Annotated in this window: 22 protein-coding genes and 1 riboswitch; of the genes, 13 read left to right on the plus strand and 9 right to left on the minus strand. The window is 56.5% G+C overall.

The features are described 5' to 3' along the window. Window positions 1-48 precede the first annotated feature (48 nt). From DY252_RS18070 to DY252_RS18090, 5 genes are all read left to right on the plus strand, one after another. Window positions 49-780 (plus strand): lysophospholipid acyltransferase family protein, encoded by a 732-nt coding sequence (locus DY252_RS18070; protein ID WP_064782158.1) that lies wholly within the window; start codon window positions 49-51, stop codon window positions 778-780. Further along, window positions 777-2,069, plus strand: coding sequence for a 3-deoxy-D-manno-octulosonic acid transferase (locus DY252_RS18075; RefSeq protein WP_064788955.1), 1,293 nt, complete (start codon window positions 777-779; stop codon window positions 2,067-2,069). The genes DY252_RS18070 and DY252_RS18075 overlap by 4 nt, the downstream gene beginning before the upstream one ends. Further along, on the plus strand, window positions 2,062-3,033 hold the full coding sequence (lpxK, locus tag DY252_RS18080) for a tetraacyldisaccharide 4'-kinase (protein WP_064788956.1): 972 nt from the start codon (window positions 2,062-2,064) through the stop codon (window positions 3,031-3,033). The genes DY252_RS18075 and lpxK overlap by 8 nt, the downstream gene beginning before the upstream one ends. Beyond that, a complete protein-coding gene (locus DY252_RS18085) occupies window positions 3,026-3,925 on the plus strand; it encodes an LpxL/LpxP family acyltransferase (protein WP_064788957.1) in 900 nt (299 codons plus the stop codon). Before lpxK ends, DY252_RS18085 begins: the two co-directional genes overlap by 8 nt. A gap of 100 nt (window positions 3,926-4,025) precedes the next feature. Further along, window positions 4,026-4,619: a hypothetical protein gene (locus DY252_RS18090; RefSeq protein ID WP_063087311.1), complete on the plus strand. Its 594-nt coding sequence runs from the start codon at window positions 4,026-4,028 to the stop codon at window positions 4,617-4,619. A gap of 1 nt (window position 4,620) precedes the next feature. Here the strand turns inward: DY252_RS18090 and DY252_RS18095 are convergent, their stop codons facing one another. Genes DY252_RS18095 through xseA form a run of 3 tightly spaced genes read right to left on the minus strand, consistent with a single transcriptional unit; the run spans window position 4,621 to window position 8,705 of the window. Next, entirely contained in the window at window positions 4,621-6,159 is a 1,539-nt protein-coding gene (locus DY252_RS18095) for a gamma-glutamyltransferase family protein (protein WP_064788958.1), read from the minus strand. 15 nt (window positions 6,160-6,174) lie between these two features. Beyond that, window positions 6,175-7,029, minus strand: a complete 855-nt coding sequence (locus DY252_RS18100) for a M23 family metallopeptidase (RefSeq protein ID WP_064788959.1) — start codon at window positions 7,027-7,029, stop codon at window positions 6,175-6,177. Then, the gene (gene xseA / locus DY252_RS18105) at window positions 7,029-8,705 is read right to left on the minus strand and encodes an exodeoxyribonuclease VII large subunit (RefSeq protein ID WP_064788960.1); all 1,677 of its coding nucleotides are present in this window, start codon (window positions 8,703-8,705) and stop codon (window positions 7,029-7,031) included. The genes DY252_RS18100 and xseA overlap by 1 nt, the downstream gene beginning before the upstream one ends. 115 nt (window positions 8,706-8,820) lie before the next feature. Between xseA and purD the strand changes: the two genes are divergently transcribed. After that, window positions 8,821-10,104: a phosphoribosylamine--glycine ligase gene (gene purD, locus DY252_RS18110; protein ID WP_064788961.1), complete on the plus strand. Its 1,284-nt coding sequence runs from the start codon at window positions 8,821-8,823 to the stop codon at window positions 10,102-10,104. 38 nt (window positions 10,105-10,142) lie between these two features. Here purD and DY252_RS18115 read toward each other — a convergent pair whose 3' ends face one another. Genes DY252_RS18115 through DY252_RS18125 form a run of 3 tightly spaced genes read right to left on the minus strand, consistent with a single transcriptional unit; the run spans window position 10,143 to window position 13,082 of the window. Further along, window positions 10,143-10,943 (minus strand): ABC transporter ATP-binding protein, encoded by an 801-nt coding sequence (locus DY252_RS18115; protein WP_064788962.1) that lies wholly within the window; start codon window positions 10,941-10,943, stop codon window positions 10,143-10,145. Continuing rightward, on the minus strand, window positions 10,940-12,016 hold the full coding sequence (locus DY252_RS18120) for a FecCD family ABC transporter permease (RefSeq protein WP_082923484.1): 1,077 nt from the start codon (window positions 12,014-12,016) through the stop codon (window positions 10,940-10,942). Before DY252_RS18120 ends, DY252_RS18115 begins: the two co-directional genes overlap by 4 nt. 40 nt (window positions 12,017-12,056) lie before the next feature. Beyond that, the gene (locus DY252_RS18125) at window positions 12,057-13,082 is read right to left on the minus strand and encodes an ABC transporter substrate-binding protein (protein ID WP_082923485.1); all 1,026 of its coding nucleotides are present in this window, start codon (window positions 13,080-13,082) and stop codon (window positions 12,057-12,059) included. A gap of 226 nt (window positions 13,083-13,308) precedes the next feature. Then, window positions 13,309-13,511, minus strand: a riboswitch (cobalamin riboswitch). 172 nt (window positions 13,512-13,683) lie between these two features. Here DY252_RS18125 and DY252_RS18130 point away from each other — a divergent pair. Continuing rightward, window positions 13,684-15,285, plus strand: a complete 1,602-nt coding sequence (locus DY252_RS18130; RefSeq protein ID WP_064789070.1) for an OpgD/OpgG family glucan biosynthesis protein — start codon at window positions 13,684-13,686, stop codon at window positions 15,283-15,285. Window positions 15,286-15,287: 2 nt separating this feature from the next. Here DY252_RS18130 and DY252_RS18135 read toward each other — a convergent pair whose 3' ends face one another. Continuing rightward, window positions 15,288-16,205, minus strand: coding sequence for an AraC family transcriptional regulator (locus tag DY252_RS18135; RefSeq protein WP_064788963.1), 918 nt, complete (start codon window positions 16,203-16,205; stop codon window positions 15,288-15,290). Window positions 16,206-16,388: 183 nt separating this feature from the next. Between DY252_RS18135 and DY252_RS18140 the strand changes: the two genes are divergently transcribed. Both DY252_RS18140 and DY252_RS18145 read left to right on the plus strand, forming a co-directional pair. Continuing rightward, complete coding sequence (locus DY252_RS18140) at window positions 16,389-17,135, plus strand: SDR family oxidoreductase (RefSeq protein ID WP_008891513.1); 747 nt, start codon at window positions 16,389-16,391, stop codon at window positions 17,133-17,135. An 83-nt stretch (window positions 17,136-17,218) separates the two neighbouring features. Further along, window positions 17,219-17,485 carry an Atu4866 domain-containing protein gene (locus tag DY252_RS18145; RefSeq protein WP_231959717.1) on the plus strand — a complete coding sequence of 89 codons (267 nt, stop codon included), beginning with the start codon at window positions 17,219-17,221 and terminating at the stop codon, window positions 17,483-17,485. A 66-nt stretch (window positions 17,486-17,551) separates the two neighbouring features. On the opposite strand, the gene DY252_RS18150 is transcribed toward DY252_RS18145, so the two are convergent. Both DY252_RS18150 and DY252_RS18155 read right to left on the minus strand, forming a co-directional pair. After that, complete coding sequence (locus DY252_RS18150) at window positions 17,552-18,232, minus strand: AbiV family abortive infection protein (RefSeq protein ID WP_064788965.1); 681 nt, start codon at window positions 18,230-18,232, stop codon at window positions 17,552-17,554. 98 nt (window positions 18,233-18,330) lie between these two features. Beyond that, the gene (locus DY252_RS18155; RefSeq protein WP_064788966.1) at window positions 18,331-18,783 is read right to left on the minus strand and encodes a nucleoside deaminase; all 453 of its coding nucleotides are present in this window, start codon (window positions 18,781-18,783) and stop codon (window positions 18,331-18,333) included. Window positions 18,784-19,062: 279 nt separating this feature from the next. Here DY252_RS18155 and DY252_RS18160 point away from each other — a divergent pair, with 279 nt between their 5' ends. The 4 genes from DY252_RS18160 to DY252_RS18175 all read left to right on the plus strand — a co-directional run bounded on the left by DY252_RS18160 (window position 19,063) and on the right by DY252_RS18175 (window position 22,305). Then, entirely contained in the window at window positions 19,063-19,785 is a 723-nt protein-coding gene (locus tag DY252_RS18160; RefSeq protein WP_064788967.1) for a gamma-glutamyl-gamma-aminobutyrate hydrolase family protein, read from the plus strand. After that, the gene (locus DY252_RS22370) at window positions 19,782-21,080 is read left to right on the plus strand and encodes a pseudouridine synthase (protein ID WP_064788968.1); all 1,299 of its coding nucleotides are present in this window, start codon (window positions 19,782-19,784) and stop codon (window positions 21,078-21,080) included. Before DY252_RS18160 ends, DY252_RS22370 begins: the two co-directional genes overlap by 4 nt. 5 nt (window positions 21,081-21,085) lie before the next feature. Next, window positions 21,086-21,655 (plus strand): 16S rRNA (guanine(966)-N(2))-methyltransferase RsmD, encoded by a 570-nt coding sequence (rsmD, locus tag DY252_RS18170; protein WP_064788969.1) that lies wholly within the window; start codon window positions 21,086-21,088, stop codon window positions 21,653-21,655. A 68-nt stretch (window positions 21,656-21,723) separates the two neighbouring features. Next, on the plus strand, window positions 21,724-22,305 hold the full coding sequence (locus DY252_RS18175; RefSeq protein ID WP_064788970.1) for a helix-turn-helix domain-containing protein: 582 nt from the start codon (window positions 21,724-21,726) through the stop codon (window positions 22,303-22,305). Window positions 22,306-22,308: the final 3 nt, after the last annotated feature.

Raw genomic sequence — 22,308 nt, forward strand, 5'->3', positions numbered from 1 at the left:
GGAATATCGGGCGTGCAGTGGCATAAACGGATCATAAAAAGCGATACAATGCGCAGCACACTGTGCTGGCTGGCGGCGTTTTATGTGCGCCTGATGCGTGCCACAGGACGCTGGCGCACCAAAGGTGGTGACCATCCGGCACACTACCTGACGGAAGGCAAACCGTTTATCGTTGCCTTCTGGCATCAACGTCTTTTGATGATGCCCTATACCTGGCGATCTGTCGGCGGGGACCGCCCGTTTAACATGTTGATTTCATCGCATCGTGACGGGGAAATCATTTCTCGGACGATTGCGCGCTTTGATATCAAAACCATCGCCGGATCGACCGGCAAGGGCAAAGGCGGTGCTGCGGCCCTGCGCCAGATTCTAAAGGCGCTGAAAGCCGGTGAAGTTGTCGGCATGACGCCAGATGGTCCACGCGGCCCCCGCATGCGGGCATCCGACGGGATCATTCAGGCTGCCCGTATGGCCGGTGTGCCGATTTTCCCGCTGACCTATTCGGCCTCCAACCGCAAGGTCATTCAAAGTTGGGATCGCTTCATTTTACCCCTGCCCTTTTCACGCGGTGTTTTTCACTGGGGCGATCCGATTTTTGTCGACCGCAAGCTTGATGACGAAGGCATGGAAGCCAAACGGATCGAGCTTGAAAACGCCCTGACCAGGCTCACCCAGGAAACCGATCGTGAACTTGGTCTTGCTGTGATCCCGCCTGCTGCCCCCGATGAACTGCCCAAGCAAAAGCGATCTGCCATTGCGGCGGGGGAAACCGGGTCATGAGCCTGTTTTACGCCTATCGCGCGGCAACCCGCCTGCTTGGTCCGGCGCTAAACCTTTATCTGAACCGTCGCAAAAACCGTGGCAAGGAAGACGCTGGGCGCATTGGTGAACGCTTTGGTCATCCGGGTGCGGCCCGCCCCAAGGGCCATCTGGTGTGGATCCACGGGGCCAGTGTGGGGGAATCCCTCTCAGTCTTGCCGGTGATTGATGAAATCCGTCGTCTCTATCCGTCGGCATCCATTCTGGTGACAACCGGCACGGTCACATCGGCGACCATGATGCATGCCCGCCTGCCCAAGGGGGTCATTCACCAGTTCGTCCCGATCGACCGTCAGGTTTGTGTCGCGCGTTTCCTCCATCACTGGAAACCTGATGTCGCGCTTTGGCTTGAAAGCGACTTCTGGCCAAACCTTCTGACCAAGGCCAAGAAAGCCGGTGTCAGCCTTGCATTGCTCAATGGGCGCATTTCGGAAAAAAGCTTTAAGGGATACTCACGCTATCCATCCTTTATCCGGCCGGTTATTTCCGCGTTTGATCTGATCCTGACCCAAAGCGGTGACGAAACCACGCGATTTGAAAGCCTCGGCGCGACATCGGTCCGGGCTGTTGGTAATCTTAAATTTGCCGCCCCGCCCCTGCCCGCCGATGAGGCTGATCTGGCAAAGCTTCAGGAACAGATTGGTCATCGTCCGGTCTGGCTCGCCTCAAGCACCTTTAAGGGCGAAGAACATATTGCCGGCGACGTGCACAAAAAACTCGCCCGCGATCATAGTGGCGTGCTGACCATCATCGTGCCGCGCCACCCGGATCGGGCCGACGATATCGAAGCCGATCTGGTCGCACAGGGCCTGCAGGTTTCGCGCCGAAGCCTTGGCCACGACATCACACCGGGTACCGATGTTTATCTTGCCGATACCATGGGTGAACTTGGCCTGTTTTATCGCATCGCGCCAATCGTCTTTATGGGCAAAACCCTGTCTGCAGGTGGCGGACAGAACCCGCTGGAACCTGCGCGATTGAACTGCGCCATTTTGCACGGCCCGGATATGAGCAACTTTGCCGCCATCAGCACCGAAATGCTGGCAAACGGTGCCTGCCGCCCGGTCACAGATGCCGATGATCTTGCAAGACAGGTTGCCGCCCTGCTTCGCGATCCTGACTCCACAGGGAAAATCGCCAAAGCAGCGCTTGATTACGCAAACTCCAAGGCCGAAGTACTGGATCGAACGCTTGATGCCCTGCGCCCGTTGTTTGCGCAAAAGGGCATCAAGGAGGCCCGCGATGCGTGATCCGGAATTCTGGCAGCACGACGGGGTCATTCCCAAACTTCTAAGCCCGCTGTCCGCAGCCTGGCGGGCGGGCACCTGCTTTCGCAAACTGACAACCACACCGCGCCATCCCGGCTGCCCGGTTTTCTGCGTCGGCAACTTCACCGTCGGGGGTGCGGGCAAAACCCCGACTGCGGTAGCACTTTACAATCTTCTGACAGGCCTTGGCCGCACACCGCATTTCGTCAGCCGCGGCTATGGCGGATCGCTTGAAGGCCCGCACCGCGTCAATCCGGGCGTTGATACGGCCGACAAAGTCGGCGATGAACCACTTTTGCTGGCCCAGCATGGCCCGGCGTGGATTTCACGCAACCGTGCCCTTGGCGCCGAAATGGCGGTTGATGCCGGTGCAAATGCGATCATTCTTGATGACGGATTGCAAAATCCAACCCTGATCAAGGATTGCAGTTTTGCTGTGATCGACAGCAATTATGGCATTGGCAATGGTCGCGTCATGCCCGCAGGCCCCATGCGCGAACCGCTGATCAGTGGTCTGGAAAAGGTGCGCGCCATCATTCTGATCGGCGACAAGACACCGGACTTCATCACGCGCCTTCCGGCTTCCGTTCCGGTGTTGCGCGCATCGATTGAGGCAATCAACGCGGGTGATTTCAATCAATCCCGCGTTCTGGCCTTTGCCGGCATTGGTCAACCTTCGAAATTCTATGACAGCCTCCGAAAGGCTGGCGCGCAAATCATCCAGACACGTGATTTTTCAGATCACCATCCCTTCACGGTGCAAGAGCTTGGCGATCTGCGTGCCGAGGTGGAACGGCTTGATGCGACACTTGTCACGACCCAAAAGGATCTGATGCGCTTGCCATTACAGGACCGGGACGGCATAAGCAGTCTCGACATTCGTCTGGTGTTCGAGGCACCAGATCAGCTCGCAAAGATTGTGACATCAGTACTTGCCGATGGATAAGAACAGCCAACTTTACAAAATGCGCCAGAAATACATCTCCCACCCGCTTCAGGGTTTCGGGGCGTATCTGGTCTACTGGATGTTTGCGCTGATGCCTGTTGACATGGCATCGGCGGTTGGCGGTTGGCTTCTGCGTACCCTGGGCCCCAAAGTCGGTCAGACCAAAAAGGCACGCAACAATCTGGTTGCGGCGTTCCCGGAAAAGTCGCGCGAAGAGATTGAGCAGATCATTGTTGGCATGTGGGACAATCTTGGCCGTTCGGCTGCCGAAATTCCCCACCTGCATAAAATGCGCCCGGGTGGACCCCGCATTGAAATCGTTGGCATTGAAAATGGCCTCGCCACCAAGACCGATGACAAGCCCGGCCTGTTCTTTTCCGGTCACATCGGCAACTGGGAAGCGACCATGTGCATCGCCGAGGTGCTTGATATGGACATGATGAGTGTCTATCGCGCGCCGGATAATCCGTGGGTAGAAGGCCTGTTCATGCGGGCCCGCAAAACCTTTAAGGGGAAACTGGTCAAAAAAGGCCCGGAGGGTGCACGTAAGCTCACGCGCTATCTGAAAGATGGCGGCCACGCCTGCATGCTGGTCGATCAAAAAATGACAGATGGTATCGCCGTGCCGTTTTTTGGCCGGGATGCGATGACAGCCCCGGCACTGGCACAGTTTGCCCTTAAATATGATGCACCAATCATTCCCGTTCGTTCAGAACGCCTGGATGGTGCGCATTTCCGCGTCACGTTCTATCCGCCACTTGAAGTCACCAAAACCGGTGACCGCCGCGCCGACATTCTGGCAATCATGACCGATGTGAACGCCATCATGGAACACTGGATCCGTGAGCGTCCCGAACAATGGCTTTGGCTGCATCGCCGTTGGCCGAAGTAAATCCGACTGGAGTTTTGATCTGGCATTAACCGAATAGGAACCCTGTTGGCGCAGACTGGCATTTCGTCCGCTGTCGAACGCGTCTTCGGAGCCCGCCTTTTTGCGCCGCTTGCTGATCATTTTCTGTCTTATTCTGGCTGGCTCGATCTTTGTCGTCTGGCCGACAATGGCGCTTGACCAGGACGACACGACCATTCGTGAAACGGCACGTGATATCCGCTTGCGGATTTCCGAGCTTGATCAGCAGCTCAAGGAACATCTGAAGCGTGCCCTTGAAGAATTCGGCAGTCGGCAAGTCGAATGCACCTCTGATCAACCCCGAAAATCATTGTCGCAATGTATCGAAGAAGATGCGCGCGATCTGACACGAACAACCATCACAATTGCCTCGGCCGGGAAGGATGATAAAAACCTTCTTGATGATCTGGCCGACACCGAAGAACGGTTTGCGCTGTTCACCCGCGAGATGAACAAAACCAATGATCTTCTGGCACGCGCAGGTGCAAGGCTTTACCTCAACAGTCTTGATGTTGCACCGGAAATGGACCAGTTGCGCCGTGATGTGATTGTCTTTGTCGAACGCAAACAGGCCTATGAGCTGCGTACCAAACAGGCGCTTCTGATCGCAACGGTTGCCATCATTCTGATCGCGATCTTTTCACTGATTTTCGCCGTTATTCAGCGTTTCAGATAAATCAAACGATGATCTGATGACCATTGCGTCGCCCATCCCCGGTCGCCGAAAGCATGTCGCCCGCCTGATTGACCTTGGCCGCATGCACCCCGCCAAAGAACATGTCCTCGCAATCCCAGCGCTGTTGATTGCCAAGGCTGAGCCCATCAAGCAAAGCATCATCAAATCCGGGCTCGACCGATAACAGTTTATCTTCGACATGCATGCGCGGGGCCGAAATCGCCCTATGCAGGGTCATGTCAAACGCATCGATATTAAGCAACACCTGCAGCATGGTTGACCGGATCCGGTTTGACCCGCCAGAGCCCAGCGCAACCGACGCCCCATCCTGGCCAAGATAAAGCGACGGCGTCATCATTGATGTCATACGAACACCACACGGCCAGTTATGGAAACCATCCGGCGACAGATCGGCTTCCCCCAGCATGTTGTTCATCATGATCCCGGTACCCGGCACGACCCGCCCAGATGTGGAGCCGTTTGAAATCGTCGCTGCGGCAAGATTGCCGTGCTGATCAACCACCGAAATATGGGTGGTGCCATTCTGACTAAGCGGGCGTTCGCCAATCATCAGACGATAACGCTCACACAGCTCGTCAGCCAGGATCGCCGGACGCGCACCATATTCCCTGCGCGCCAAACCGGTGGCATGAATGATCCGCGACACCGCTTCAAGATGGCGTTCCGAGCCAAAGGCGCCCAATGCCATTTCCCGCGCAAGCTTAAGACCAAAACCAACCAGAACCCCGCCCGATGCCGGCGGCGGGTTCAGGACAAACCGCCCCTTGCGTCCGGACACCAAAAGTGGATCACGCACCAAAACTCGATAGCCTGCCAGATCCTGTGCTGTCAGATAACCACCGTGTTCGGCACATCCCTGAACAAGGGCGGCACCAAGGTCACCTTGGTAAAATCCCTCTGCCCCGTTCTCGACCAGATAGTTGATGCTTTCTGCCAGATCGGGTTGCCGATGAAGCACACCGGCATCAAGCAGCTCAAACTCATCGGCACCGGTTTTGCCGGCCTTGCCAAACACCTTGCGGCTTTCGGCGCAAAAGCCCAAAAGCGGCTCGACAATCCCCATGACATAACGCTGAAAGGCATCAAGCTCGACGCCATCGCGCGCGGCACGGATCGCCGGCTCCGCCAGTTTTGCCATCGGCAGTTTGGCAAGATCGTCATGGACGGCAAAAAGCCCCGCCACCACGCCCGGTGTCGCCACCGAACCATAGCCACCATGAAATTCCTGGGTTACGCCACCGGCAAAGGTCGCAAGACGGCTTTCAAACTCAAGGTTTTCACGCGATCGCTTTTCAAGCGGCGTTTCGACAAAGAAATCATACAGCCGTGGCGTTTGCCCGGAAGGCCGCGCCATGACAAACCCGCCGCCGCCAAGCGATGCCAGAACCGGCTCTGCCACACAGGCCGCCCACATCGCGGCAATCACCGCGTCAAAGGCGTTGCCACCCTCGTCAAGCACACGGGCCGCCGCATCTGCGGTAACGGCATGTCCTGCGGCAACGGCCCCGTGGGTTTTCATGGCTTATCTTTCCCGTTACTGACTGGCGTTTGCGGTCTTTTGCGCTTCTTCCATTGGCGGCACCAGCAACTGGGCATCGACGCGCGCCGCCCCGACATTGACCCGCCAATCCAGATGTGGCCCGGTCGCACGACCTGACTCACCGATTTTACCGATCAAATCGCCCTGTTTGACGACATCACCGACCTGCACATCAATTTCAGACAGATGCAAAAACGCCGACACCACACCAAGCCCATGATCGATAAACAGTGTCGCACCGGAAAAATACATATCGGGATGGGCCAGCGTCACAATGCCATCCGCCGGGGCAACAACCGGACTTCCGGTCGGAAGCGCAATATCAACGCCCCAATGCGGTGCGCGCGGCTCTCCATTCAAAATCCGTTGCGATCCATAAACCCCGCTGATCGGGCCGACCGCTGGCCAGATAAAGCCGTTTTCCAGAAAGTTCTCGGTAAACCGTTCGGTGCGCGCTTCGCGGGCCTGGCGTGAATCATCCTGAATGCGGCTGATAACTTCCGGATCGGGCGTAACCATTTTGGGTGCCAGCCCGTCAATCCGTTGAACATTAAATTCGCGATCACCGATCTCGTAACTGAACGCCTCGACACTGCCATCGGCATGCCGGATGCTGACCCGTGCCGGGCCTTCGTAATCGCGCGGGAACCCCAGAACAAACCGGCCATCGGGTGCTATGGTATCAATCGCCTCATCATCCAGCAGCACTTCCGATCCGGCATCTGTCTGCCCGAACACAATCCCGCCCTGAACAAACTGCCCCTGATAGGTCGGCTCGGCCGCCTCTGCGGAAAGACTAACCGCCAAAAGGCCCGCTGCGGCCAGCATGCCGGAAATGGTCATACGCATTACAGAAGGCTCCCTTGTCTGTCGTCGTCTTTGGGGCTTGGATTTTTCTTCTTCGCCGGTTTGGGTTTGGCGGATTTTTCCGGCGTAGAGATGGCTGCGTTTTGATCCGCGATGGTAGCGCTATCATCCTTACCCTGCGCTGGCTTTGACGTCGCAACACCTTCACCCGCCGTAACAGGTGTGATGCCATCGCCCATCTCAAGATCATAGGTCTGCCCTGTGACAAGATCGGACGATTTACCAACAAGGTTGCCGTCAACGTCGCGCACCACCGCGAACCCGCGTTTCAGCACATTGCGGTAAGAATAACTTTCCAAAAGCCGGTCATAGCGTGCAAGTCCCTCTGCCTCGCGGGTCAGCGTATTACGAACCGCCCCCTGCAAACGCGTGCCAAGATCAATGATCTGTTTGTCGGCACGGGCAATGTCGCGTTTGGCGTCACTGGGCCGAAGGCCAGCCACAGCACGATCAAGGCGCGATTGCTGCATCTGAAGGGCGGATTTCATCGCACCATCCAAACGCAATGCCGCGTTTTCCAAACGCCCGCGCTTTTCTGAAAGCTGTTCACGCGGGCTGACCAGTCGTGCACTGGCCTCGTTCAGGCGGGCACGCGCCTGCTGCGTGACATTGACCGCCGCACGCGGCAAACGATCCGCCCAGTTATCAAGCGTCTGGCTGCGCTCCTCGAGCATGCGTTTGGGATCGCCCAAACCACGCGCCAGACTTTCAAGCGCCGTTTTCTTTTCAACGCCCAAACGCCGGACGGCTTGCGCCAGACGAAGACCATCTTCCTCGACCTGACCAATCAGCTCAACCCGGACCGGAACGGCCTTTTCCGCCGCCCCGGTGGGCGTCGGTGCCCGCAGGTCCGAAACAAAATCGATCAGGGTGGTGTCGGTTTCATGGCCGACCGCCGAAATTACCGGAATATCAGACTCGGCCACCGCGCGGGCAACGACTTCCTCGTTAAACGACCACAGATCTTCAAGTGACCCACCACCGCGCGCAACGATCAACACATCCGGGCGCGGGATCTGGCCATAGGGCAGAAGATCATTAAAGCCCCGCACGGCTTCGGCCACCTGTTCGGCGGCTCCTTGCCCCTGCACGAGTACTGGCCACAATAAAACCCGGCGCGGAAAACGATCGCGCAGGCGATGCATAATATCGCGGATCACGGCACCCGTGGGCGATGTAACAATGCCGATAACATCGGGAAGGAACGGGATCGGTTTTTTGCGGTCGGGATCAAAAAGCCCTTCGGCGGCGAGTTTCTTTTTGCGTTCTTCCAGAAGCTTTAAAAGCGCGCCTTCGCCCGCGACTTCCATCGTCTCGATGACGATCTGGTATTTTGATCGGCCCGGAAATGTTGTGAGCCGCCCGGTAACGATGACTTCCATGCCGTCTTCGGGCACAAGGCCAAGTTTGGCCGCCTGCCCGCGCCAGCACACGCCATCAATCACCGCCTTGTCGTCTTTCAACGCAAGGTACATATGCCCGCTGCTGGCGCGTTTGAACCCGGAAATTTCGCCGCGCACCCGCACGAACGAAAACGCATCCTCCACAGTCCGCTTCAGTGCGTTTGACAGGTCGGAAACCGAAAATTCGGGTGCATTTCCCGATTTTACGGGCGTTTCGGGAACCGGGGCATAAGGGTCGAACAAATCTTGCGTCATCAAGGGTACTTTATGCTAAAAGCCCGCCTAATAATTTTGCGGGGTGGCAATTGGGTCTAGCCTAGTTCATCGCGCATGGACCATCAAGCAATCGGACAAGTCGAAGGATAAAGTCATGAAGGTTCTGGTCGTTGGCGGCGGCGGACGTGAACACGCATTGTGCTGGGCAATTGCGCGCAGCCCGCGCATTTCCAAACTGTGGTGTGCACCGGGCAATGCCGGTATCGCGGATTCGGCCGAATGCGTTGCGATTTCCGATGGCGACATCGATGGTCTGGTAAAATTTGCCAAGGACAACGCGGTTGATCTGGTCGTTGTCGGCCCCGAGGCCCCGCTTGTTGCGGGCCTTGTTGATGCGCTGGATGCCGTGGGCATCAAATCATTCGGTTGTTCCAAGGCAGCCGCCCAGCTTGAAGGCTCCAAGGGCTTCATGAAGGACATGGTGGCAAAGTTCGGTGTGCCGACTGCTGCCTATGGCCGTTTTACCGATCCCAAAGACGCCAAGGCGTTTGTCGAAAAACAGGGCGCACCGATTGTGGTCAAGACCGATGGTCTGGCGGCGGGCAAGGGTGTGACCATTTGTATGACAAATGACGAAGCCTTTGCTGCCATTGAAGAATGCATGGTGGGCGGCAAGTTTGGTGATGCCGGTGCGGAAATCGTGATCGAGGAATTCCTCAAAGGTGAGGAAGCCTCATTTTTTGCTGTTTGTGATGGCGAAAACGTCATTCCGCTGGTCGCGGCCCAGGATCACAAGGCGGTTGGCGAAGGCGACACCGGCCCCAATACGGGCGGCATGGGGGCCTATTCCCCGGCCCCGGTCTTTACCGATGCGGTCGAAGCCAAGGTCATGGATCAGATCATTATCCCAACCGTCAAGGGCATGGCCGCAGAAGGCCATCCGTTCAAGGGCGTGCTGTTTGCCGGTCTGATGATTAACGATACGGGCAACCCGAAACTGATCGAATACAACATTCGGTTTGGCGACCCGGAATGTCAGGTGCTGATGACCCGTTTGAAATCGGACGTGCTTGATATCCTGGACGGGGCAGCCACCGGCACGCTCGATAAAGTCAAACCGGAATGGCACGATGAAACCGCGATGGTCGTTGTCATGGCCGCCAAGGGGTATCCGGGATCCTACGAAAAAGGCACCGAGATCAAAAACGTCCCGGCGGCGGACGCCATGGACAAGGTCAAAGTCCTGCATGCCGGTACCAAGATGGATGGCGACAAGCTGGTTGCAACCGGTGGCCGCGTTCTTGGTGTAACCGCGCGCGGCGCGACGGTCACCGAAACGCAGAAACGTGCCTATGAGGCGGTTGATGCAATTGATTGGGATGGTGGTTTCTGCCGCCGCGATATCGGCTGGCGCGCGGTTGCCCGCGAACAGGGCTAAGCTGCAAGCAAACCAAGCTACCAAAATCGAAGGCCGGGTTACGCAACCCGGTCTTTTTTTATGGCCAAAGATTTCTGGTTTCCGGCGTGATAGCGGATATGGCAGCGGCCCTGATCATCAATCTCGATATCGGCGGCAACCCCGAAAACATCGCGAAGGTTTTGCGATGTCAAAATCTGTTCGGGTGTACCAAGCGCAATCAGCTTGCCACAATCCATCATCGCAATCCGGTCACAAAACATCGCCGCATGGTTTAGATCATGGAGGGCGGCAACCACAGTGACCGGCAGTGCGCGCACCAGTTCCAGCAGGCCCAGCTGATGATGGATATCAAGATGGTTGGTGGGTTCATCAAGCAACAGGAAATCGGGCTGCTGGGCCAAGGCACGGGCGATGTGAACGCGCTGCTTTTCACCGCCCGAAAGCGTATGCCACATCCGGTCCGCAAATGGCCCCATTTCAACACTGGCAAGGGCTTCGCACACGATGGCGTCGTCGTGCCCTGACCATGGTGTCAGCAAACTAAGATATGGCGTTCGACCAAGCGCGACGGCATCGCGCACGGTAATGCGGTCGATGGTGTCGGCCTGTTGTTCGACAAAACCTATATGACGGGCAAGGTTGCGCCGACCGATTTTCTTCATCGGCTGATCCCCCAGCAACGCCTGCCCGGTCGAGGGTGCACGAATGCCGCCCAGAACCGACATCATGCTGGTTTTGCCCGACCCGTTTGGCCCGATCACGCCAAGAAACTCGCCACGTGTCACCCGAAGCGACACGTCGCTGATGATTTTTTTGAATCCGGCATTCCAGCCGACATTGCGTAATTCAAGGCTCATCGCAATACCCGCCCATGACACAGGATGATCGCAAAGGCCGGTGCACCGATCAGGGCCGTGATCACCCCGATGGGCAGGACCTGACCATCAAGAATGATGCGCGATACAATATCGGCCGCCACAAGGAACACCGCCCCGATCAGGGCAGATGCCGGCAACAGAAAGCCATGCCGTGTCCCGACAAAGAACCGCGCGGCATGGGGAATGACCAACCCGACAAAGCCGATGGACCCGACAATAGTGACCATGACGGCCGTCATCGATGCGGCAATGGCAATCAACACCACATAAACCCGGCGCACCGGCACACCAAGGGATGCCGCCGATTCCACTCCAAAGGTAAAGGCATCGAGCGCCCGCGAATACCAAAGGCAAACCAGCAAGCCAATAACGGCCACCGGGAGTGCAAGATAGACATCGGGCCAACGCACGCCACTTAAATTACCAAGCAACCAGAACATCACCCCGCGTGCCTCGTCCGCCGTGGCGGCCTTGGTCACGATGAATGACGTTAACGCGTTAAAAAGTTGCGATCCCGCGACCCCGGCAAGAATGATCGCACCTGCCCCGCGCCCGGCCGGAATGGCCAAAAGGGCAACAAACCCGAATGCCACCAGCGCGCCGACAAAGGCGCCAAGTGACAGGGAAACCATGCCTGCCCCGAACCCCAGAATGGCAACACTGACCGCACCGGTCGATGCCCCGGCCGAAATCCCCAACAAATAGGGATCCGCCAGACTATTGCGCAAAAGCGCCTGCAACACTGCGCCCGATAGCGCAAGGGACGCGCCGCAGGCCGCCGCCACCATGGCGCGCGATATCCGGTAATTCCAGATGATCCCGGCATCAATCGGATCAACGTCATAGCCCGCCTGCCAAAGATGATTGGCAATGGTCTGAAGCACGGTGCCAAGGGGAATGTGTGTTTCCCCCTTGGCCGCGGCCATCGCGATGACGCCAACAAGCAAAACCAGGGCGCCAAGACTGACACCGGCCCGCACAAGATATGCCCGCCCCGCCAGCGATTGCCGAGGTGGCTGAACCGGCTGCTGCACTGGCGTTGTTTCAAACATTGAATTCTCCGGGCATATCAGGCGCCTTTGGCAGTGCAGGTCAGTTCGAAGCGCTCAGTCTTTCGACCGCTTCGGCAAGTGTTTCAATACCATTGATCAGGCGGATGGTCGGATCCATCGACTGGGCGTCCATCACCACGATATTGCCATTGCGCACCGCCTTCATCTGACTTGCTACCGGATCGGTTTTCAGGAAGTCCATCTTGACCTGCCAGTCATCAGCCGGAAAACGCCGACGTCCCATTTTACCGATCACGATGATATCAGGGTTTGCGCGCGCGATGGTTTCCCAGCCAACTGTTGGCCATTCTTCATTGCTGTCGATGATGTTGCGAACACCAAGTTTACCGGCGATATAGCCCGCGGCGCCGTTTTTACCGGCCACATAGGGATCTCTGTTGATTTCGGGGCTGGAGAACCAGAAGACAGCGGAAACATTGTCATGGCCGCTTGCCGTCACACGCGCCAATGAGCTTTCCTGACGTTCCTTCAGGCTTGCAATCAGCGCGTCGCCGCGATCTTCCACATCAAAGATTTGCGCAAAATCGGAAATCTCGCGATAAATCAGATCCATGGTGAAGCCTTCGTGACGCACCCCGTCACCGCCACCGGCATTGTCCTTGCCCACACAATCAGCAGGTGCTGTGTAGACCGGAATGGACAATTCGTTGAACTGTTCGGTGGTGCCGACGGTGCCCTTGGGCCCGACATGCCACTGATACTGGGTGGCAACCAGTTGCGGCTTTTGCGCGACAACGGTTTCGAACCCCGGATCATTGTCGGCCAGACGCGGCACAGATGCGTTGACGTCCTTGAATTCATCCATCACCGGGCCAAACCAGACACCCGTGCCCTTGACCTTGTCGGCCAGCCCCAGCAAATAAAGAATTTCGGTCGTGCTTTGGCCCAGCGAAACCACGCGTTCCGGGGCCGCATCAAATTGCAACATAGTGCCGCAGTTCTCGATACTCAGCGGATATTCGGTTGCGGACGCAAATGAAACAGATGAAATAAGACCAGCGGCAAACACCCCGACCGCCAGTACACGTTTATCGTGATTGATCACTTTTAGTTCCCTCTTGCTGATGCGCTGATCCGGGACCGTTTTGGATGATCCAGCTCCAACACATCGTCAAATGTTATGTTATAACATAACATCACCTTTGCTGCTGTCAATGGACTGGCAAAAGTGTCAGGAGATGGCGGAAGATGTCGGCCTTAAAGCTTAGAAAACCTGGGCTAAACTGTTGGGCCAAGACACGTACCGACATTCTCCGGGGCACCCCGCCCGGTCCGTCGTCTTCGTGTCGGCAGGTCTCCTGGCTTACGGGTCAACGCATTTTCCCTGGCCTTCCCGGGTTGATCCCAGTGGCATTGGTCAGAAAAATGCTCGCCGCCTACAGTTGCGGGGGCAGCTTCGGTTAATGAGCCCATATTCGGCCCATCTCGAATTCCCTTTATCCGATATTCGGATACCGACACGTCACGGTTAGATTAAACCAAAAACACGGTCAAGGAAATTGGCAGACCACCAGTGGCATTAACGCTGCGCCTCCATGCATAAAAAGCAATTGATACGACCTTGAATTTGCCATGTTTCATCCCGATTACCTCCACACTGCCGGGTATGCTTTCCCGACACCTCAAACCACAGGAATGTGATGAACATGACGACTTCTGTTGAACGCAGACGCTTTTTGAAATCCATCGCGGCAGCCGGTCTTATCCTGCCGGGAATGTCGATCTATCAGCATGCTTTGGCAGATGTCGACGGCCTTGATCTGGGTTCGGCACAGCCGTTTGATTTTGCCGATCTGATTGCACGCGCCAAATCCATGGCCGCATCGGCATATGAAGCACCCATTGCGCCAAACCCGGAAATTGTCGGCAAGATCGATTACGACACCCATGGCAAGCTGCATTACAAACGCGACCATTCGCCGTTTTCCGATGGATCAGGCACCTATCCGCTGACCTTCTTCCATCTGGGTATGTATTTCGCCAAACCGGTGCATATGTACCTTTTGGAAAACGGACAGGCACGCGAAGTGATCTATAAGCCCGATTACTTTGACATGCCTGAAGACAGCATTGCCCGCCAGTTGCCTGCCAATAGCGGCTTTGCCGGTTTCCGCCTGCATGAAAATCAGGCGCGCGATGACTGGAAAACCCAGGACTGGGCGGCGTTTCTTGGCGCATCGTACTTCCGCGCCATTGGCGATGAAGGCCAATATGGCCTGTCGGCGCGCGGCATTGCGGTCAATACGGCGACCTCGGTTCCCGAAGAATTCCCCGATTTCCGTCAATTCTTTATCGAACCGGCCAAAAACCCCGAAGACCCGGTCACGGTCTATGCCCTGCTGGATGGGCCCAGCATCACGGGGGCTTATAAATTCCTGCTTTATCGCGGCGAAGGGGTGACGATGGATGTCGAAAAACATCTGTTTTTGCGCAAAGACATCGAACGGCTTGGCATCGCACCGCTGACCAGCATGTTCTGGTATTCCGAACAGAACAAATCGTTCCGCTTTGACTGGCGCCCGGAAGTGCATGACAGCGACGGGCTGGAGCTTTGGACCGGCGGCGGCGAACGCATCTGGCGACAGCTCAATAACCCGGAAACCATCCGTGCATCGGCGTTTGGCGACAATAACCCGCGTGGCTTTGGTCTGATGCAGCGCGATCGCGATGTGAAGAACTATCTGGATGGTGTGCGTTATCACCGCCGCCCCAGCCTGTGGGTCGAACCGCAGGGGGACTGGAATGACGGTGCGGTGCAGTTGATCGAAATCCCGACCGACGATGAAATCCACGATAACATTGCCGCCTTCTGGGTCCCGAATGGCCCCGCCAAGGCGGGCAATGCGTATCAATTCAAATACCGCCTGTATTGGCAGGCCCATAACCCGTTCCCGGTCAAGGAACTGGCGCGTGCGACCGCAACCCGCATGGGCCGTGGCGGAGAGCCCGGCACCAACCGGCCCAAGGACGAAATCAAGTTTTCGGTCGAGTTCGAGGGTGAGGTTCTGGGAACCCTTGCCTACGGCGAATTCCCTGAAGTGGTTGTGACATCCTCGCGCGGGGAGATTGTCCGCACCAAGATCGAACCGATCATGGATACCCGCATCTGGCGGGCGGCCTTTGACCTTAAGGCGGCGGGCAATGATCCGGTTGACCTGCGCATGTATCTGAAACGCGGTGACGGCCCCTTAAGTGAAACCTGGATGTTCCAGCACCTGCCGGCCGTTGGCAACCAGCAACAGGGTTAATGTTAATGCGGGGCCATGTCGGCAGACTGGCTGGCCCCGCCCTGCCCAAGGATCGCCATGACATCGCGGATTGGCGGTGCCCCAAACATGCGGGCATATTCGCGGCTGAACTGTGACGCGCTTTCATACCCGACCGCGTAGGCCGCAGATGCCGCATCCTTCATTTCGGCCAGCATGATCTGACGCGCCGTGGTCAGGCGGAGCCGCTTTTGGTACTGAAGCGGGCTCATGGCTGTCACCTGTTTGAAGTGGTGATGGAAGGAAGACGGGCTCATATTGGCACGATTTGCCAAGTCTTCCACCTTAAGCGGCTTGTCGAAATTATCCTTGATCAGTTGAAGGGCTGCCGAGATGCGCTGCATATTGCTGCCGCCGATGGCAAGCCCCGCAATCGCCGCCCCCTTGGCGGTACATAACAAGCGATAATGCACTTCGCGCATCAAAAGCGGCAACATCACCGGCACATCATCGGGACGATCAAGCAGCTCAACCACCCGCAAGACAGCATCAGTCAGGCTTTCGGTTGTCTTTTCAACAAAAAGCCCGCGTGTGCTTTCTCCGTCTGCGCCCATCTTGATATCCATGTTGGCAACAAGTTCGCCAAGGATCTTCGCATCCAGATCAAGTGACAGGCTGCGATACGGCGCATCCTCGGCCGCCAGCGTCACATGGCCAACAAGTGGCAAATCGACCGATGCCGCCAGCAGTTGGCCGGGCTCATAGCGATAAAGCTCATCCCCCAGCGTGACTTCCTTTGCGCCTGAGATAATCAGACACAGGCAAGGCTTGTAAATCGTTGGCACCTTGAGGGTCGGACCGGTTGACCGAAACATCCAGACCGGCTCAACAGCCGTGCGCACAGCACCGTCCGCCTCGCAGTATTTGTCAATCAGGCCACACAGCTTCTGATAGCTATCCATCGCAAAACCCTTTGTTTTCCATAGGCCCACTATACACGCGCCTTCACGCGGACAAAGCACTCAATCTCGAATTTGGAGGATTAGGCAATCCAATTCCAGTTCTGTGTATTCATCAATCGGGGATTTATCGACAGAGTAGGCGCCACGACACAAACACCGACACACCAACCCAAGGAGCATGTCATGTCGAACCCGATCAACCATGTCGAAAACAAAACCGTTATCATCACCGGTGCCAGCAGCGGCATTGGCGAAGCCACCGCCCGCCTTCTTGCCTCCCGCGGGGCCAATGTGGTTCTTGGCGCACGCCGTACAGAACGCCTTGATGAGATTGCCACCGAAATCGAAGCTGCTGGCGGCCGTGCCATGGCCCGTTCGGTGGATGTCACCAATGCCGATAGCGTCGAGGCACTGGTTTACAACGCAAACAACCTTTATGGCCGTGTGGATGCGATCTTCAACAATGCCGGCGTGATGCCGCTTGCCCCGATGTCGGCACTGAAAACCGACGAATGGGACAACATGATCAACGTCAATATTCGCGGTGTTCTGAACGGCATTGCAGCTGTCCTGCCGCTGTTTGAACAACAGGGTGGCGGCCATGTCATCAACACCGCGTCCATTGCGGCACATAACGTATATTCAAGTGCTGCTGTCTATTGCGGAACCAAATACGCGGTCTGGGCGATTTCCGAAGGCCTGCGTCAGGAAAGTACCAATGTCCGTGTCACCACCATTTCGCCGGGCGTGGTCGAGACCGAACTGGGTCACGATATTTCCGATCCGAACAGCAAGGAGCTTCTGACCCAGTTCCGTCAGATATCCCTGACCCCGGATGCGATTGCGCGGGCTGTGCTTTATGCCCTTGATCAGCCCGCAGATGTCGACATCAACGAAGTTATTGTCCGCCCGACGGCATCGGCATTTTGATGAAGATCATTCTGCAATCCTTGTGTTTTCTTTCCATGCTGGTGGTGTTCGCATCACCAGCATGGCCCCAACAGGAGGCCGGTATGAACAAAAGCGCTGAAATCGCCCCGCACCCGTATGTCGGCATGTGGGTGACCAAGGATGGTCATATCCGCCAGAAACTGCGTGCCGACGGCCGCTATGACGAGGCCCGTGGCGAACGGAAGTCAGCCTATCAGGGCGACTATCAGGTTTCAGGCAACTACATCACCTATCAGGATGACACCGGTTTTACCGCCGATGGCTATTTCGAAAATGATGTCCTGTATCACGGTGGCATGGTGATGTTTCGTGAAACAGCCAAAGACTAAGCAGCCTTTTCAGTCAAAAAGACTGAGGCACTAGAAATATTGCGCCTCTCCGAATAAATCGGAGCGCTAACTAGACCACTCGCCAAGAACAAATTGCATGAAATCTTCTGGTGTTGTCTCAGAGAGGCCTTCCTCATGCATCTTTTCGGCCCATTGAATGAGACCTTGAGCCATTTTGGAAGTTCCGTTCACGGGCTGAATATACTCTATCCATAATTCAATTTCTCTAACAGTGACATCGCGCTTAATACACAACAACTCCGCAGTGTGGATTAATTGCCCTGCCAATTCACGATCTATAACCTTTTCAGGCTCCGACCAGTGAGAATTGCCGTAGCAGTCAGTGTATAAACCCAATTGTTTAACGCTATTGAGCAAAACTGTGTGCTCGCCGTTTCTGTCGACCACTGAAGAAAAATCTTTAAGGTATCTACCTCCATCCTTTGCAAGACTTGGAAGTATCCAAGCACCGTTTTTTGATCGATGATCTCGATAGCGCTTCCATTCCTTGGAAACTTCAGGGGCGTCACCCGCAAGTACTATGCTCCGAATGATAGAGGATTTTCCGGCTTCCTCTATTGCCAAAGCCGCAATAGAGGAAGCTGTTGGATATCTCATTTCGCTGAATAGCAACTTGGCGTCGTCCAACAAACGACGCGCATTTCTGAAGGCGGCATTTATGCCCTCCGCAGCAGTCGATGGACTAAGTGTGCCCCTGAATTCCTCAGGCTTTCCCTTCGTCACCATTAAAAAATCCTAGTAGAGAAAAACCGGAGCCGAGTGTTCCCTTTGCCAAGAAAGCTTTCCAAAACCAGGTTTCTGGAAAGGGAATATGGTCAATCAATTCACCTCAGAGATCCAAAGAAATCCCTCAAAAGCTTGGCCGCCTCTACCTCGCCAATGCCGCCATAGACTTCCGGGCGGTGATGGCAGCTTGTGCTTTCAAACACGCGCGGGCCGTGATCAACGCCACCACCCTTGGGGTCATAGGCCCCGAAATAAACCCGCCGCAGACGGGCAAATGAAATGGCGGTTGCGCACATCGGGCAAGGTTCAAGCGTGACATACAGATCGCAATTGGGAAGTCTTGGTTCGCCCTTGGCCCCGGCAGCGGCCCGGATGACGAGGATTTCGGCGTGTGCCGTTGGATCGTTCATTTCCTCGGTCAGGTTTCCGGCACGTGCCAAAACCTCGCCGCTATCAGCATCGACCAGAACGGCACCGACGGGCACTTCGCCCCGACGCGCGGCAGCGCGGGCTTCTTCAAGTGCCATATCCATATAGCTGTCTGCACTCATGATCTTTCCATCCCGCTTGTGCCATCTGACAAATCAGGTCGATTGTCAGGGCTGATCTTGTTTTTACTTCATTTTAGGGCGTGTATGCTCACAGTGCTACCATGCAGATAATGGGTCAAGCCATCATCTGGCAGGTTGCCGGAGAAGCTTTACTGGCGACGGCCCGCAGAAACGCATGGACCATCCGCGTGAATTGCCGTTGCCCTTAAAGGGTTACACAGGTAGTTTCCGCGTGACTTTATTCGCGAACCTGTCACCAGCATCAAGGCTATTTCGATCATGACCACGCGCAAGCCGATCATTGGTATCACACTCGATTCCGAAGAACCGGGGGGCTATTCCAAATTCCCTTGGTATGCGCTGCGTGAAAACTATGCCGGTGCGGTAACCGAGGCGGGCGGCATTCCAATGCCTTTGCCCCACGAGGTGGAACTGGTTCCCGATCTGCTGGATCTTATTGACGGACTGGTCGTGACCGGTGGCGCGTTTGACGTGGATCCGAGCCTGTTTGGTGCGACGGAAAAACACGACACGGTTGTCACCAAGGACCGACGCACCAAATTTGAATGGGCGATGGCCGAAGGCGCGCTTAAGCGCGACATGCCGGTTCTGGGCATTTGCGGTGGTCAGCAGCTTTTGAACGTTATTCTGGGCGGGTCGTTGATCCAGCATATCCCGGATGCGGTTGAAAACTGCCTGCCCCACGAACAGCCGAACCCGCGCAACGAGCCCGGCCATGATGTCACCGTCGAGCCCGATACGCTTCTGGCCAAGATCGTTGGCGATGTGAAAAGTCTTTCGGTCAATTCCGCCCACCACCAGGCGGTGGCGGGTGTTGGCCCGGATGTGATCATCAATTCCTATGCCCCTGATGGCGTGATCGAGGGGATTGAGCATCCGAAATATCGTTATTGTCTCGGGGTCCAGTGGCATCCCGAATTCCATATCAGTTCGGGCGATGCGAAGATTTTCGACGCCCTGATTTCCGAGGCCCGCAAATGAGCGACAAGAACACCACCCCGGATGACAACAAGCCCGAACGCATTGCCAAGCGCATTGCGCGATCTGGTGTTTGCTCCCGACGTGATGCCGAACGCATGATCGCCGAGGGGCTTGTACGCCTGAATGGCAAGAAGCTTGATACCCCGGCAGTCACCGTCACCGACGAAGATGAAATCATCGTCGATGGCAAGCCGCTGCCGGAAAAGGAAAAGCCGCGTCTTTGGCGCCTGTTTAAAAAGCGCGGTCTGGTCACCAGCCACCGCGATGAGCAGGGCCGCGATACGGTGTTTGAACATCTGCCAAGTTACATTCCGCGCGTGATTTCGGTTGGTCGACTGGATTTGAACTCCGAAGGGTTGCTGTTGCTGACCAATGATGGCGAGCTTGCCCGTTATCTTGAACTGCCTGCCACCGGCTGGGCGCGGCGTTACCGCGTGCGCGTGCATGGTCAGATCGACGAGGCCAAGCTTAAACAGCTTGAAGACGGTGTTACGGTCGATGGCATTAATTACGGTTCCATCCAGGCCGAGGTCGATGTTCAGAAAGGCACCAATGCCTGGATGACGGTCACACTTCGCGAAGGCAAGAACCGTGAAATCCGCCGCGTGATGGAACATCTTGGCTGGCCGGTTACCCGCCTGATGCGTGTGTCCTATGGCCCGTTCCAGCTCGGCAATCTGGCGCCTGGCGAGTGCGAGGAAATCACCGGCAAGGTGATGAAAGAACAGTTGGCTGCGTTCTTTAAGGGCGACTATTCCAAGGTTTCCGAAAAGAAATCGGTTGCCCGTGGTGGCACATCGCGCCCGAAGGCCCCGCGCACCGTCTTTGGCCAACCAGCCCAGCGCAAACGCCCGCAAGGTGGTCCGAACGCCGCCGCCCAGAATGCCGAGGCCGACGAACAGCGTGAATCCCGCGAACGTCCGTCTGGTGGTGCTGCACGGAAAGGCCCGCGCATCGGGGCTGCCCCGCGTGCCGGTGGCCGTGGCAAACCGGCTTCTGGCGGGGATCGGCAGGAACGCGATATGCGCGAAGAACGCGGATCATCCCGACCGACAAACAAGGGCCGTGGCCGTTACAGCGCCGAAGGCAAAGCTGCCGGTGGGCGTGATGGCGGTCGTGATGGCGGACGGGGGACTGGTGGCCGCGAAGGCAAACCGGGCTTCATCGAAGGGCGCGGCCGTGGAAAGCCAAACGGCAAACCATCGGGAAAACCTGCTGGTCGTTCTGGCGACACCACACATAGTGCGCCAGGCCGCAAGCCGTCCGGCAACCGTCCGCGCGGCAAGAAGGACTAAGCTGAATGCGGATTGTCGGTGGCACCCATCGTGGCAGGCTTTTGAACGCACCTGAAGGACGTGAAACGCGCCCGACCCTTGATCGGGTGCGCGAAGCCCTGTTTAGCATCCTGTCACACGCATCGCGCTGGTATGAGGATGACTTCAACCCGCTGTTTGACGGCGTGATCCTTGATGCCTTTGCCGGATCGGGTGCGCTTGGCCTTGAAGCCATTTCACGCGGGGCGGAACGCGCAGTGTTCTTTGACAATGACCGCAAGGCGATTGCGATCATCGAACAAAACATCGACACCCTTCGCATTGCCGATCAGGCAAGTGCACGACGTGCGGATGCCACCAAGCCACCGCGCGCAAGCACACCGGCCAGCATGGTGTTTCTCGATCCGCCCTATGGCAAAGACCTGATCGCGCCCAGCATCACAGCCCTGGCACAGGCCGGGTGGATTGATGATAACACTCTGATTGTTGCCGAACGCGATCCGCGCGATCCGGAAATCGCGCTTGACGATTTTTATCTGTGCGACAGTCGCAAATATGGCCGCTGCCAGATTGATATCGGGCGTTTTATCGCCTGATTGCAGCAAAGCTGCCCGTCAGCGTATTCTGTGATAGATTTGGGTACCAGCACTACCGGTTGATCGTCATGAAACGCCTGTCCAATAGTTCACCAGACAAGGAATTTGGTCGCCTTTTGCGCCAGTGGCGGCGCTCAAGCGATATCAAACAATCGCGTCTGGCCGATATTCTGGGCGTGACGCAGGCAACCGTTTCACGATGGGAAACCGGCGCGCAAAGCCCGGCCCCGCTGCAATATGGCCTGATCCATCAAATGATGACGCGCAAACGCAATTTCCGCCTTGATCAGGCGATCAAACGGCTGGTTTTGCATTCGTCACAGCGTGTCCACCTGATCGAAGACAGATCGCACCGTCTTCTTTGTTTGTCGCGTCCGCGTGAAAACGAATGGCAACGTGATAGTACGCCGCTGCTGGGCACCTCGCTGTGGTGCTTTGCGACCCCGGAAATCGCATCAGCCGAAAAAAGCCTGCATGACCTTGGCTGGCACGAGGATCAGACCGATAACCTGACCTTTGAAAACTCCCGCCGGGAGGGCGCACCGCTGCGGATTGTCGATACCTATATCCTTTGGGAACGGTTTTTCCTGTCTGATGGCACGGCAGTGCGCCTGACCACCGGGTTTGATCAGAAGCCGGTTCATATCTGATAC

Origin of the sequence: Thalassospira indica (assembly GCF_003403095.1) — a bacterium.
Lineage (GTDB): Bacteria > Pseudomonadota > Alphaproteobacteria > Rhodospirillales > Thalassospiraceae > Thalassospira > Thalassospira indica.